This window comes from Azospirillum sp. NS33 (genome assembly GCF_059703765.1).
Map to the genome: position 1 here is coordinate 1 of NZ_BAAKJB010000045.1, position 12150 is coordinate 12150.

Consider the following 12150-nt stretch of genomic DNA (forward strand, 5'->3'; position numbering starts at 1 on the left):
GCCGGATACGCCGGCGTCGAAAACGAGCTGTTCTTCCGCCCCAACACCATGATGCTCTTCGGCGACGCCAAAAAGGTCACCGAGGAGGTCGTCAAGTCGATGGACGCGTAAGGGGCGCTTTCCGCATCGTGGAAAAGGTCCGGCGGGGCGGTTGCCCGCCGGACCGCCGGCGACGGACTGTCCCCACCCCGACCATGGACACTGAGGGATGACGCGATGACCCGGCCGGACAGCATGACCGTGATCGAGGTGAGCCAGCCCGGCGGGCCGGAGGTGCTGGTGCCCGGCCGGCGCCCGGTTCCCGAGCCCGGCCCCGGCGAGGTCCTGATCAAGGTCGCCGCCGCCGGCGTCAACCGCCCCGACGTTCTGCAGCGCCTGGGCCGCTACAACCCGCCGCCGGGGGCGAGCGACGTGCCGGGCCTGGAGGTCGCGGGCGTGATCGCCGCCGTCGGCCCGGAGGTGACGGAGTGGGCGGTCGGCGACCCGGTGTGCGCCCTGCTCGCCGGCGGCGGCTACGCCGAGTACTGCACCGCCCCGGCCGCCCAGTGCCTGCCCGTGCCCGACGGGATGGCCATGGCCGAGGCCGCGGCGATCCCCGAAACCTTCTTCACCGTGTGGTCCAACGTGTTCGAGCGCGGCGCCCTGCAGCCCGGCGAGCGGCTGCTGGTGCACGGCGGCACCTCGGGCATCGGCACCACGGCGATCCAGCTCGGCCGGGCGCTCGGCGCCACGGTGTACGCCACGGCGCGCGGCGCCGACAAGTGCCGGGCCTGCGTCGACCTCGGCGCCGAGCGGGCCATCGACTACGAGACCGAGGATTTCGTCGAGGTCCTCAAGGAGGCGACCGGCGGGGCCGGGGTGAACGTGGTGCTGGACATCGTCGGTGGCGACTACGTCCAGCGCAGCGTCCAGGCCATGGCGCCCGAGGGGCGCTACGTCTGCATCGGCTTCGTGCGCAGCCCCAAGGCCCAGCTCGACTTCTTCCCGATCATGCTGAAGCGCCTGACCCTGACCGGCTCGACCCTGCGCGCCCGCCCGGTGGCCTACAAGCAGGCGGTGGCCGGGCAGCTGCGCGCCCGGGTCTGGCCGCTGATCGCCGCGGGCGCCGTCAAGCCGGTGGTGCACACCACCTTCCCGCTGGCCGAGGCCGCCGAGGCGCACCGGTTGATGGAGAGCAACCAGCACATCGGCAAGATCGTGCTGACCCTCCCCTGACCGGGCGCCGGTCGTCATGAGCGGTGCGCGGCGGCGGACGATCTGCTACCAAGGGTGCCGACGCGGCGGCTTTGATACGGGACCGGCATGACGGGCATCCGACCCGGACGGGGAGCATGGCAAGGGCGGATCGCCGTCCTGTGCGCGTACCTCGTGCTGCTCCAGGCCGCCCTCGTCGGCGTGGTGGCGCCGCGCGCCGCGCTCCACCACGCCGCACCGGCCGCCGCCTCGTTCGTCTCCACCGCCTCGCTCTGCCTCGCCGACCCCGGCGGGGCGGTCCCGGCGCCGGCCGGCACGCCCGCCCACGACGCGCTGTGCCTGCTGGCGTGCGCCACCCGCGGGGTTGCGGCGGACGCCGCCGCCCTGCCGGTGCCGCCGGGGCTGCCCGGACCGGCCGTCCTCCCCGGCCGCCGCGCGTCCTGGCCCGTCACCGCCGTCGTCGCCGCGGCCGGCTCCCCCCTGCCGGTCGGCGCCCGCGGCCCCCCGGCCTGATCCGACGATCCCCGCCACCCGACGATCGTTCACCTTCAGGCCGTGGCGCCCGCCACGCCGGCACCGGCTGCCGGCGACGCGGCGCGCCCGCACGGGACCGCACCATGACCGCCATGTCCACACCGGCCGGCGACGCCGCCGCGCGTTCGACCGACCTCTACCGCGCCGTCTGGCGCTGGCACTTCTACGCCGGGCTGATCGCCCTGCCCTTCCTCGTCCTGCTCGCCGTCACCGGCGCCCTCTACCTGTTCCGCGACGAGATCGACGCCGTGGTCCACCGCGACGTCAAGGCCGTGGTGGCGCGCGAGGCGGCCCCCCAGGCACCCTCCGCCCTGGTCGCCGCCGCCCTGGCCGCCCAGCCCGGCACGCTGGCCAAGTACACGCCGCCGGCCACGCCCACCGCGTCGGCCGAGGTCACCGTCACGGCCGCCGACGGCGCGCGCCGGGCGGTCTACGTCGATCCCTACGACGGCCGGGTGCTCGGCACCCTGGACGACCGGGGGACGGTCGCCTGGGTGATCCGGCGCCTGCACAGCCTGGCCATCGCCGGTCCCGTCGCCAACGGGGTGATCGAGATCGTCGGCGGCTGGTCGATCCTGCTGGTGGCCACCGGCATCTACCTGTGGTGGCCGCGCGGCCGCGACGGCGGCGTGGTCACCGTGCGCGGCGGGCCGGCGCGGCGCGTCTTCTGGCGCGACCTCCACGCCGTCACCGGCCTGTTCGTCGGCGGCGTCATCCTGTTCCTGGCGGTGACCGGCATGCCGTGGTCGGTGGTCTGGGGCTCCGCCGTCAACCAGTGGGCCAACGGCTCCAACTTCGGCTACCCCGCCGGCGTGCGGGTCGCCGTCCCCATGTCGGACGAGCACCTCGCCCACGCCGGCCCGACCACCTGGTCGCTGGAGCAGGCGCGGGTGCCGCGGTCGGTGGACGTCGCCGCCGCTCCCATCGGCCTCGACCAGGCGGTGGCCGTGGTGGAGGGGCTGGGCCTGGCCAAGGGCTACACCCTGGTGCCGCCGTCGGGGCCCAGCGGCGTCTACAGCGCCTCCGTCTACCCCGACGACCTGGCGCGGCAGCGGGTCGTCCACCTCGACCAGTACACCGGGCGGCCGCTCATCGACATGGGGTACGCCGACTACGGCCCGCTCGGCCGGGCGCTGGAATGGGGCATCAACGTCCACCTCGGCCAGCAGTTCGGGCTGGCCAACCAGCTCGCCCTGCTGGCGGCCTGCCTGGCCATCGTCCTGCTGGCGGTGTCGGCCGGCGTGATGTGGTGGAAGCGGCGGCCGGCCGGCCGCCTCGGCGTGCCGCCGGCGCCGCACGACGGCCGCGCCATGGCCGGCGTGCTGGCCATCCTGGCGATCGGCGGCGTGCTGTTTCCCCTGGTCGGCGCGTCGCTGGTCGTGATGGCCGGTCTCGACCGGCTGTTTACCGGGCGGCGGGGCCGCCGGGCGGGACGGCGCGCGACGGCCACGGGCTGACGAGCCCGGGGGGGAGGGAGCGTACGCGTCACCCGCGGGCGGCGTACGCGCCCTCCTCCGCCGTCCGGCCGCCATCCATCGGGCGTACGGCCACGGCCGCCGCCGCGATTCGGTGCCGCGCCGGGCAAACTTCCCTGGACTTTTTGGCCCAGATTGTGCATCTGGTGTATTGAATTCAAGATTCGCCGGACAGGGGTCCGGCCGTACAAGGAAACGGACGCCGATGAACGCGCTGTCTCTGAAGGTCCAGCCGCTCGACACCGGAACCACGTTCCGCAGCCAAGTCTATCACGCGCTGAAGCAGGCGATCATGGAGATGGACATCTACGACCACGCCGAGGAGATCCGGCTGGAGGAGCGGCAACTCAGCGATCTGCTCGGCGTCAGCCGGACGCCGATCCGCGAGGCTTTGACGCTCCTGGAGCAGGAGGGCTTCATCCGCCTGCTGCCGCGCCGCGGCGTGTTCGTGGTGCGCAAGACCAAGGTCGAGATCGTCGAGATGATCCAGGCCTGGGCGGCGCTGGAGAGCATGGCGGCGCGGCTGGCCGCGCAGCGCGCGTCGGACGACGACATCCACGCCCTGTGGGAGCTGTTCCGCGACTTCGAGGGCAGCAGCCCGATGGAGCACGTGACCGAGTACTCCGACGCCAACATCGCCTTCCACAAGAACATCATCCGCCTCAGCGGCTCGGTCCTGCTGCAGGAGATGACGGACAACCTGTTCATCCACGTCCGGGCCATCCGCAAGATGACCATCGGCCAGGAGAACCGGGCCGAACGCTCGATCCAGGAGCACAAGGCGATCATCAAGGCGCTGGAGGCCCGCGACCCCGACGAGGCGGAGCGGCTGGTGCGCGACCACACCCTGGGCCTCGCCGAGCACGTCGCCACCCACTGCGACTTCCTCTGAGCGGCCGCCCTGCGTCCCGCCGCCCCCTCTCCGGCGGGGAGGGGGCGGCGGGACGCAGGGCGGCGCGGCGTCAGGCCGAGGCGACGGGCTCGGCGGCTCCGGTTGCCGCCGCCGCCGCGTCGGGCTCGCGGATGGCGACAACCCGCATGCTGTTGGTGGTGCCCGGCGTGGCGAACGGGTAGCCGGCGGTGATCACCACGGATTCGCCGGGCAGGCCGATGCCCTCGGCGAAGGCGACCTGGACGGCGCGCTCCACCATCTGCCCGAAATTGTGGACCTCATCGGTCCGCACCGCGTGCACGCCCCAGGCGAGCGACAGGCGCCGCGCCGTCTCCGGGTTGGCGGAGAGGCCGAGGATCGGCACCGTCGGTCGCTCGCGCGCCGCGCGCAGCGCGGTGGAGCCGGTGCTGGTGAAGGTCACGATGGCGGCCGCGGAGATGGTCTCCGCCACCTGGCGGGCCGCCGCGGACATGGCGTCGGCGGTGGTCGGCTCGGGCGCCGGGTGCTCGGCGTCCATGATGGTGCGGTACAGCGGGTCGCGCTCGACCCGGCTGACGATGCGGTTCATCATCGCCACCGTCTCGATCGGGAACTGGCCCGACGCGCTCTCCGCCGACAGCATCACCGCGTCGGCGCCGTCGTAGACGGCGGTCGCGACGTCGGAGGCCTCGGCGCGGGTCGGCGTCGGCTCCGAGATCATCGATTCCAGCATCTGGGTGGCGACGATCACCGGGCGGCCCAGCGAGCGGCTGATGCGGATCATCCGCTTCTGCAGGCCCGGCACGTCCTCCGGCGGCAGCTCCACGCCGAGATCGCCGCGCGCCACCATGACGGCGTCGGACTGGCGGATGATCTCGGTCAGGTGCGGCAGCGCGGCCGGCTTCTCGATCTTGGTGATGATCTGCGCCTTGTCGCCGATCAGCTCGCGCGCCTCCAGGATGTCCTCCGGGCGCTGCACGAAGCTGAGGCCGATCCAGTCGACCCCCAGGGTCAGCCCGAAGGCGAGATCGCTGCGGTCCTTCTCCGACAGCGCGCTGAGCGCCAGCGCCACGCCCGGCACGTTGACGCCCTTGCGGTCGGACAGCACGCCGCCGACCATGACCTCGGTTTCCGCGAAATCCGGCCCGAAGCTGTCGACCCGCAGGCGGATACGGCCATCGTTGAGCAGCAGGTCGACCCCGGCGGCCAGCGCCGCGAAGATCTCCGGATGGGGCAGGCAGACGCGCCCCTTGCCGCCCGGCGTCGGGTCGAGGTCGAGGCGGAAGCGGTGGCCCTTGACCAGCTCCACCGGACCGTTGGCGAAGGTGCCGACCCGCAGCTTGGGCCCCTGGAGGTCCAGCAGGACGCCGATCGGGCGGCCGACGGCGGTCTCGACCTCGCGGATGGTGCGGTAGCGCTGGGCGTGCTCGGCCTGGGTGCCGTGGCTGGCGTTCAGGCGGAAGACATCCACCCCGGCCTCGGCGAGGGCGTGGATGCGGTCGTAGGTCGAACTGGCCGGGCCCAGCGTGGCCACGATCTTCGTGCTGCGTCCGCGGGGCATCGCCTCGCCTCCATCCTGTCGGGTGTCTGTCGTTCGGCTGGCATGGTGATCCCCGCACCCCGGGGCGACAACCCCGCACCCGCAAAATTCCGTCCACCGGAATATCACGCAACCGTCCGACGGGGCGCGTTGACCGCCCCGCCCCCCGGGGCGTCCCATGGCGGAACCGCGCCCGCGACGGGCCCGCTGCCGCACGGAGGACCGCCGATGACCCCCCACCGCACCACCCGGGTCGTGCTGCGGCTGCTGGCGTTCGGCGCCCTCGCCGCGGTCGGTCAGGCGGTGCTGGCGGCCACCGGCGTGATCGACGCCGCGCCGCTGTGGAGCTCCTTCTGGTACACCTTTTGATCGCGGCCCCGGCTTAAGCGCGGCCCCGCCGGCCGTGCGCCCGCGTCGCCGCGCGGGCCGCCGCTCACGGTGCGGCGCGGCCGACCGCCGCCAGCAGCCGCGCCACCGCCGCCGCGGGGTCGGGCCCGCGCATCGCCTCCCCCATCACGGCCACCCCGGCGGCGCCCGAACCCAGCACCGCCGGGGCGTTGCCGGCGTCGATGCCGCCCAGCGCGACCACCGGCAGCGGGGCCGGGGACGCCAGGGCGCGCAGACCGCCCAGGCCCAGCGGCGGCCCGTATCCCGGCTTGCTGGGCGTCGGGAACACCGGCGACAGGGTGGCGTAGTCGGCGCCCGCCCGCGCCGCCGCGGCCAGCCCGGCGGCGTCGTGCGCCGACACGCCGACCAGCGCGTCCGGCCCCAGCAGGGCCCGCGCCCGTGCCACCCCGTCGCCCGGCCGGCCCGCCGCCCCTGCTGCCGCCCCTGCTGCCGCCCCTGCTGCCGGCGCCGCCGGGGCCCCATCCGGCAGGTGCACCCCGCCGGCGCCGGCCGCCAGGGCCAGCTCGATGTCGCCGTGCAGGGTCAGCACCGCCCCCCACCGCCGCGCCCGCACCGCCAGCGCCCCCGCCAGCGCCAGGCGTTCGGCCGCCGGCAGGTCCTTGTCGCGCACCGACAGCCAGCGCAGCCCGGCGGCGAACAGGCGCTCCGCCAGCTCCGGCAGGGGCAGGCAGGCCTGGTGGCGGTCGGTGATGACGAGCAGCGGGGCCGGCGAGGTCATGGTGTTGCGGATTCCGTATACGCGGCCAGGGGCGGTTATACCGTATACATTGATACCTGGCGTTGGAAACTGTTGACGTTGCCAACAACCGGGTGCCAGCATCAAGTACACGCCGGTGCGCACGGCAATACTCGCGCACCGGCGGAACGACGGTGTCGCCCGCACCGGCTGGAGGGGAAGCCATGGGACACCCGACGTCACGATTGGTCTGGGACGGCCGGTGCGCGACGGGCGAGGCCATCTGCGACGGCGAGCATCAGGTGATGTTCATGCTCTACAACGACTTTTCCCGGGCGATGGAATCGCGAGTCTCGGCGGCCTGCGCCGGCGGCGCGTTCGACACGCTCGCCTCGCACATCCGCAGCCATCTCGCCCGCGAGGACCGGCTGATCGCCCACCGCGGCCTGGCCGCGCCGCCGCAGCGGTCGCTCGCCCGCCGCGCCTTCCGCCGCATCGCCGAGGCGGTCGAGGCCTGCCTGCGCAACGAGGGCGACCGCCGCCAGGCCGTGATCCTGCTGCGCGACTGGATCGGCGAGCACGTGGCCGGCGATCTCGCCCTGTTCGCCGGCGCGCCGGCGCGGGACTCCGCGCCCCCCGACCCTCCGGCGGCGATGGTCGCCTGACATCGCTCCGCGGCGCCGATGGTCGGTGTTGCAAACGATTTGCCGGGGGTCCACACTTGGCCGTGTTCGCACGGGTCCGGGCGGCGGATCCGGCGACCGACCCGGCGAGGGAGGAGCCCCATGGAGCCCATGCATCGGCCGGCGCGTCCGGCCATCCCACAGGGGCGGCGCCATGGCCGCCGGGAGGCGGCCGCCGACCGCCCCGACGGCGCGCTGCCGCGGCTGCTGGCCTGGGCGCTGGCCGCCGCCGTCGGCCAGGCGCTGCTGATGACCACCGGCGCGCTGGGCGAGGGGCCGCTGCACGGCCTCGTCTGGTACGCGTTCTGAGCCCGGCACGCGGTCCGGGTCCGGTACACGGTCCGACCGGCCGCGGCTCCGGTCACCCGTCCGCCGGAGCGCCCGTCAGCCGCCGATGAGCCCCAGTTGCGGGCTCGACGCCTCGGCCTGGGTGCGCCTGGGAATGCGCCCGGCCCGCCGCGCGGCCCGGCCGGCCGCCACCGCGTCGCGCATGGCCCCGGCCATGGCGGCGGGGTCCCAGGCCTTGGCGACCGCCGTGTTCAGCAGCACCGCCGAACAACCCAGCTCCATGGCCAGGGCGGCGTCCGACGCGGTGCCGATGCCGGCGTCCAGCACCACCGGCACCGGGCTGCGGGCGCAGATCGTCTCGATGGCGTGGGGGTTGCAAATCCCCAGCCCCGTGCCGATGGGGGCGCCCAGCGGCATCACCGCCGCCGCCCCGGCGTCGGCCAGCTTGCGGCAGGTCACGGGATCGTCGTTGCAGTAGGGCAGGACGATGAAGCCGTCGTCCACCAGCTCCGCGGTGGCGCGCAGCAGCTGCTCGACGTCGGGGTAGAGGGTCTCGCGGTCGCCGATGATCTCCAGCTTGACCCAGTCCGTGCCCAGCGCCTCGCGGGCCAGCCGGGCGGTCAGCACCGCGTCGCGGGCGGTGGCGCAGCCCGCGGTGTTGGGCAGCAGCCGCACGCCGCGCCCGGCCAGCACGTCGACCAGGCTCTCGGCGTAGCCGTCGAGGCTGATGCGGCGGATCGAGACGGTGACCAGCTCGGCGCCGCCGGCGCTCAGGGCGTCGAGCATGGTCTTCTGGTTGGGATACCCGGCGGTGCCGAGGAAGAGGCGGGAGCGCAGGGCGCGTCCGGCGATGGTCAGGGTGTCGTCCATGTCGGACCTCCTCAGCCGCCCTGGAGGGCGTGCACGAATTCCACGTCGTCGCCGGCCGTGACCGGGGTCTCCGCCCACAGGCGGGCGGGAACGACGCGGGCGTTGAGGGCGGCGGCGACCCCGCGCCGCCCCGGCTCCAGTCCCTGGGCGCGGGCGACCCCGGCCAGGGTGGCGTCGGCCGGCAGCGGCCGGGCCGTGCCGTTGACCCGCAAGGTGGCGCCGGTCATGCCGCACCCCCCGCCGATGCGGCGAAGCGGTCGAGGCCGAACGGCCGGATCGCCGCGTCCACCGCGCCGGTCAGCACGTGGCGGGCCATCGTGTCGGCGGTGACCGGGGCCAGCAGGATGCCGTTGCGGTGGTGGCCGGTGGCCAGCACCAGCCCGGGCACCGGGGTGGGGCCCAGCACCGGCATGTCGTCGCGGCTGCCCGGGCGGAAGCCGACCCACATCTCGCGGATCGGCAGCTCCTCGACCCCCGGCACGGCGCGCCACGCCCCCTCCAGCAGGGAATACACGCCACCGGCGGTGAGCCGGTCGTCGAAGCCGCGCTCCTCCACCGTGGCGCCGACGATCAGGGTGCCGTCGCGGCGCGGCACCAGATAGGTGTCGGGCGTCCACACCACGTGGCTCAGCAGGGGTGCCGCCGGGTCCATGGCCAGCGACAGCATCTGCCCCTTGACCGGGCGCACCGGCGGCAGCGCCTCGGCCGGCACGCCGGGCACGGCGCGCGACCACGCCCCGGCCGCCAGCACCACCCGGTCGGCGGCGTGGCGCACCCGGCCGCCGGCCCCGTCCTCCACGGCGACGCCGGCGGCGCGGCCGCGCTCCACCAGCACCTCGGCCACCCGGCGCCCCTCGTGCAGGGTGCCGCCGGCGCGGCGCAGCGCGGTGACCAGGGCAGCGGCCACCGCCCGGTTGTCGACCTGCCCGTCCTCCGGGCCGAACAGGGCGCCGCCGATGCCGGGGCGCAGGTGCGGCTCGCGCCGCAGCGCCTCGGCGCCGTTCAGCCACTCCACCGCCAGGCCGAGGGTGCGGCCGTAGGCAGCGTGGTGGCGCAGGCGCGCGAGGTCGTCGGCGGTCTGGGCGACCACCAGGGTGCCCTCCCGCCGCAGCCCGACCTCCTGGCCCGAGGCGGCCTCCAGCGCCGCGGCGAAGCCCGGCCACAGGGACTGGCTGAGGCGGCTGAGCGGCAGCAGCGCCTGCTCCCCCGGCTCGGCCTCGACGTTGGCGGCGAGCATGCCGGCCGCCGCCCGGGTCGCCCCCTGCCCGGCCGCCCCGGCGTCGAACACGTCGACCCGGCAGCCGGCCCCGGCAAGCCGCCAGGCGATGCCGAGGCCGACGATGCCGGCCCCGATCACCGCCACGGCGGGCCGTTCGGACGCGGGCAGGCCGCGTCCGTCCAACCATCGCTCCATGGTGCGCCTCCCTCAGCCGGCCGTGTCGGCAGTCGTCTCGGCGGCGGGCAGGTAGATCTCGCCACCTCGCGCCCGGAACGCCTCGGACATGCCGGCCATGCCCGCGGCCGCGGCGTCGCGGGCGGCGGCGTCGCGCACCTCCTGGGAGATCTTCATGGAGCAGAACTTGGGCCCGCACATGGAGCAGAAATGCGCGATCTTGGCGCCCTCCGCCGGCAGGGTCTGGTCGTGGTAGTCGCGCGCCGTCTCGGGGTCCAGCGCCAGGTTGAACTGGTCGCGCCAGCGGAACTCGAAGCGGGCCCGCGACAGGGCGTCGTCGCGCTCCTGGGCGGCCGGCAGGCCCTTGGCCAGGTCGGCGGCGTGGGCGGCGATCTTGTAGGTGACCACGCCGACCTTCACGTCGTTGCGGTCGGGCAGGCCGAGATGCTCCTTGGGCGTGACGTAGCAGAGCATGGCGGTGCCGAACCAGCCGATCATCGCCGCGCCGATGCCGCTGGTGATGTGGTCGTAGCCGGGTGCTATGTCGGTGGTCAGCGGCCCCAGGGTGTAGAACGGCGCCTCGCCGCACACGGCCAGCTGCTTGTCCATGTTGGCCTTGATCTTGTGCATGGGGACGTGGCCCGGCCCCTCGATCATCACCTGGACGTCGTGGGCCCAGGCGATCCGGGTCAGCTCGCCCAGGGTCTCCAGCTCGGCGAACTGGGCGGCGTCGTTGGCGTCGGCGATCGAGCCCGGGCGCAGCCCGTCGCCCAGCGAGAAGGCGACGTCGTACGCCTTCATGATCGCGCAGATCTCCTCGAAGTGGGTGTAGAGGAAATTCTCCTGGTGGTGGGCCAGGCACCACTTCGCGAGGATCGAGCCGCCGCGCGAGACGATGCCGGTGACGCGGCGCGCCGTCAGCGGGATGTGGGCGAGGCGGACGCCGGCGTGGATGGTGAAGTAGTCCACCCCCTGCTCGGCCTGCTCGATCAGGGTGTCGCGGACGATCTCCCAGCTCAGGTCCTCGGCCTTGCCGTTCACCTTCTCCAGCGCCTGGTAGATCGGCACCGTGCCGATGGGCACGGGGGCGTTGCGCACGATCCATTCGCGGATGGTGTGGATGTTGCGCCCGGTGGACAGGTCCATCACCGTGTCGGCGCCCCAGCGGATGCCCCAGACCAGCTTGTCGACCTCGTCGGCGACCGAGGACAGCACCGCGGAGTTGCCGATGTTGGCGTTGATCTTGGTGAGGAAGTTGCGGCCGATGATCATCGGCTCGGATTCGGGGTGGTTGACGTTGCAGGGGATGATGGCGCGGCCGCGCGCCACCTCGTCGCGCACGAACTCCGGCGTGACGTAGTCGGGGATGCTGGCGCCGAAGCTCTCGCCGTCGCGGGCCGCGGCCTCCGCGGCGCGGGCGCGGCCGAGGTTCTCGCGGATCGCCACGTACTCCATCTCCGGCGTGACGATGCCGGCGCGGGCGTAGTGGAGCTGGGTGACGTTGCCCCCCGCCCGGGCCCGCTGGGGCCGGCGGCCGGCCCGGTCGAACAGCGGCACCGGGCTTTCCTCCCCGGCCTTCAGCCCGTTGTCCTCGGGACGCACGGAGCGGCCGTCGTACGCCTCGGTGTCGCCGCGCGCTTCGATCCAGGCGCGGCGCAGCTCGGGCAGGCCCGTGCGGATGTCGACGCTGTGGGCGGGGTCGCTGTAGGGGCCGGAGGTGTCGTAGACGCGCACCGGCGGCTCGCCGCAGTCCGGCTCCAGGTCGATCGCGCGCATGGCGACGCGCAGCTCGGGGAAGCGGCTGCCGGCGACGTGGACCTTGCGGGAGGACGGCAGCGGGCCGGTGGTGACGGCGAAGCGGTCGGGGGTGAGGCTGTCAGGCATAGCGAGGGATCTCCATCGGTCGAGACGAGGAGATCCGGGTGCTGTGACGGGGGTGGGGAGTGTGGTGGACGGCCGGCCTTCGGGCTGTCGCCCGCGCGCATGACGGTCCCCGCTTTCCGTTCCCTACGCCGGTACGACCCGGATCAGGTTCGAAGGGTTCACGCGCGCGTACAGCGTTATCTCAGCCCCTTGCCGGGGCTCCCCTTGGAAGCGCGGTCAGTTTGGCATACGGAATGCGGAAGTCAATCGCGTTGTGGCGCTGGGGGGCGTGGCTCCGGTGGCCACGACGCGAAACGCATCTGGGGGCGGGGTGAAGAAGGTGAAGCAACGGTTC

Annotated in this window: 14 protein-coding genes and 1 riboswitch; of the genes, 8 read left to right on the plus strand and 6 right to left on the minus strand. The window is 74.2% G+C overall.

Translation table 11 applies throughout. The features are described 5' to 3' along the window. From AC6H2I_RS27035 to AC6H2I_RS27055, 5 genes are all read left to right on the plus strand, one after another. Window positions 1-111, plus strand: a 111-nt coding sequence (locus AC6H2I_RS27035) for an NAD(P)(+) transhydrogenase (Re/Si-specific) subunit beta (RefSeq protein ID WP_497503291.1), incomplete at its 5' end; no start/stop codon positions are given. A 105-nt stretch (window positions 112-216) separates the two neighbouring features. After that, window positions 217-1215 (plus strand): NAD(P)H-quinone oxidoreductase, encoded by a 999-nt coding sequence (locus AC6H2I_RS27040; protein ID WP_497503883.1) that lies wholly within the window; start codon window positions 217-219, stop codon window positions 1213-1215. 87 nt (window positions 1216-1302) lie between these two features. Then, a complete protein-coding gene (locus AC6H2I_RS27045) occupies window positions 1303-1707 on the plus strand; it encodes a hypothetical protein (protein ID WP_497503884.1) in 405 nt (134 codons plus the stop codon). Between the two features lie 104 nt (window positions 1708-1811). Beyond that, window positions 1812-3185 carry a PepSY-associated TM helix domain-containing protein gene (locus AC6H2I_RS27050; protein WP_497503885.1) on the plus strand — a complete coding sequence of 458 codons (1374 nt, stop codon included), beginning with the start codon at window positions 1812-1814 and terminating at the stop codon, window positions 3183-3185. Window positions 3186-3408: 223 nt separating this feature from the next. Then, a complete protein-coding gene (locus tag AC6H2I_RS27055) occupies window positions 3409-4095 on the plus strand; it encodes a GntR family transcriptional regulator (RefSeq protein ID WP_497503886.1) in 687 nt (228 codons plus the stop codon). A gap of 70 nt (window positions 4096-4165) precedes the next feature. On the opposite strand, the gene pyk is transcribed toward AC6H2I_RS27055, so the two are convergent. Then, complete coding sequence (gene pyk / locus AC6H2I_RS27060) at window positions 4166-5635, minus strand: pyruvate kinase (RefSeq protein WP_497503887.1); 1470 nt, start codon at window positions 5633-5635, stop codon at window positions 4166-4168. Between the two features lie 207 nt (window positions 5636-5842). On the opposite strand from pyk, the gene AC6H2I_RS27065 reads away from it, so the two are divergent. Further along, window positions 5843-5983, plus strand: a complete 141-nt coding sequence (locus tag AC6H2I_RS27065; RefSeq protein WP_497503888.1) for a hypothetical protein — start codon at window positions 5843-5845, stop codon at window positions 5981-5983. A 64-nt stretch (window positions 5984-6047) separates the two neighbouring features. Here the strand turns inward: AC6H2I_RS27065 and AC6H2I_RS27070 are convergent, their stop codons facing one another. After that, a complete protein-coding gene (locus AC6H2I_RS27070; protein WP_497503889.1) occupies window positions 6048-6740 on the minus strand; it encodes a thiamine phosphate synthase in 693 nt (230 codons plus the stop codon). A gap of 182 nt (window positions 6741-6922) precedes the next feature. On the opposite strand from AC6H2I_RS27070, the gene AC6H2I_RS27075 reads away from it, so the two are divergent. Together AC6H2I_RS27075 and AC6H2I_RS27080 are read left to right on the plus strand one after the other, a co-directional pair. Then, window positions 6923-7363 carry a hypothetical protein gene (locus AC6H2I_RS27075; RefSeq protein WP_497503890.1) on the plus strand — a complete coding sequence of 147 codons (441 nt, stop codon included), beginning with the start codon at window positions 6923-6925 and terminating at the stop codon, window positions 7361-7363. A gap of 120 nt (window positions 7364-7483) precedes the next feature. After that, window positions 7484-7690, plus strand: coding sequence for a hypothetical protein (locus AC6H2I_RS27080; RefSeq protein WP_497503891.1), 207 nt, complete (start codon window positions 7484-7486; stop codon window positions 7688-7690). Between the two features lie 75 nt (window positions 7691-7765). Here AC6H2I_RS27080 and AC6H2I_RS27085 read toward each other — a convergent pair whose 3' ends face one another. The 4 genes from AC6H2I_RS27085 to thiC are packed head-to-tail and all read right to left on the minus strand — an operon-like array spanning window position 7766 to window position 11816. Then, entirely contained in the window at window positions 7766-8539 is a 774-nt protein-coding gene (locus tag AC6H2I_RS27085) for a thiazole synthase (RefSeq protein WP_497503892.1), read from the minus strand. 11 nt (window positions 8540-8550) lie between these two features. Beyond that, complete coding sequence (gene thiS / locus AC6H2I_RS27090; protein ID WP_497503893.1) at window positions 8551-8766, minus strand: sulfur carrier protein ThiS; 216 nt, start codon at window positions 8764-8766, stop codon at window positions 8551-8553. Further along, complete coding sequence (gene thiO / locus AC6H2I_RS27095; RefSeq protein WP_497503894.1) at window positions 8763-9953, minus strand: glycine oxidase ThiO; 1191 nt, start codon at window positions 9951-9953, stop codon at window positions 8763-8765. The genes thiS and thiO overlap by 4 nt, the downstream gene beginning before the upstream one ends. A gap of 12 nt (window positions 9954-9965) precedes the next feature. Next, window positions 9966-11816 (minus strand): phosphomethylpyrimidine synthase ThiC, encoded by a 1851-nt coding sequence (gene thiC / locus AC6H2I_RS27100; protein ID WP_497503895.1) that lies wholly within the window; start codon window positions 11814-11816, stop codon window positions 9966-9968. Between the two features lie 102 nt (window positions 11817-11918). Next, a riboswitch (TPP riboswitch) is annotated at window positions 11919-12031 on the minus strand. Window positions 12032-12150: the final 119 nt, after the last annotated feature.

Coding starts and splice junctions, on each gene's coding strand:
- thiC (WP_497503895.1), bottom strand. CDS start 11,816: ATGCCTGACAGCCTCACCCCCGACCGCTTCGCCGTCACCACCGGCCCG.
- AC6H2I_RS27070 (WP_497503889.1), bottom strand. CDS start 6,740: ATGACCTCGCCGGCCCCGCTGCTCGTCATCACCGACCGCCACCAGGCC.
- AC6H2I_RS27055 (WP_497503886.1), top strand. CDS start 3,409: ATGAACGCGCTGTCTCTGAAGGTCCAGCCGCTCGACACCGGAACCACG.
- AC6H2I_RS27085 (WP_497503892.1), bottom strand. CDS start 8,539: ATGGACGACACCCTGACCATCGCCGGACGCGCCCTGCGCTCCCGCCTC.
- AC6H2I_RS27075 (WP_497503890.1), top strand. CDS start 6,923: ATGGGACACCCGACGTCACGATTGGTCTGGGACGGCCGGTGCGCGACG.
- AC6H2I_RS27080 (WP_497503891.1), top strand. CDS start 7,484: ATGGAGCCCATGCATCGGCCGGCGCGTCCGGCCATCCCACAGGGGCGG.
- thiO (WP_497503894.1), bottom strand. CDS start 9,953: ATGGAGCGATGGTTGGACGGACGCGGCCTGCCCGCGTCCGAACGGCCC.
- AC6H2I_RS27040 (WP_497503883.1), top strand. CDS start 217: ATGACCCGGCCGGACAGCATGACCGTGATCGAGGTGAGCCAGCCCGGC.
- AC6H2I_RS27045 (WP_497503884.1), top strand. CDS start 1,303: ATGACGGGCATCCGACCCGGACGGGGAGCATGGCAAGGGCGGATCGCC.
- pyk (WP_497503887.1), bottom strand. CDS start 5,635: ATGCCCCGCGGACGCAGCACGAAGATCGTGGCCACGCTGGGCCCGGCC.
- thiS (WP_497503893.1), bottom strand. CDS start 8,766: ATGACCGGCGCCACCTTGCGGGTCAACGGCACGGCCCGGCCGCTGCCG.
- AC6H2I_RS27065 (WP_497503888.1), top strand. CDS start 5,843: ATGACCCCCCACCGCACCACCCGGGTCGTGCTGCGGCTGCTGGCGTTC.
- AC6H2I_RS27050 (WP_497503885.1), top strand. CDS start 1,812: ATGACCGCCATGTCCACACCGGCCGGCGACGCCGCCGCGCGTTCGACC.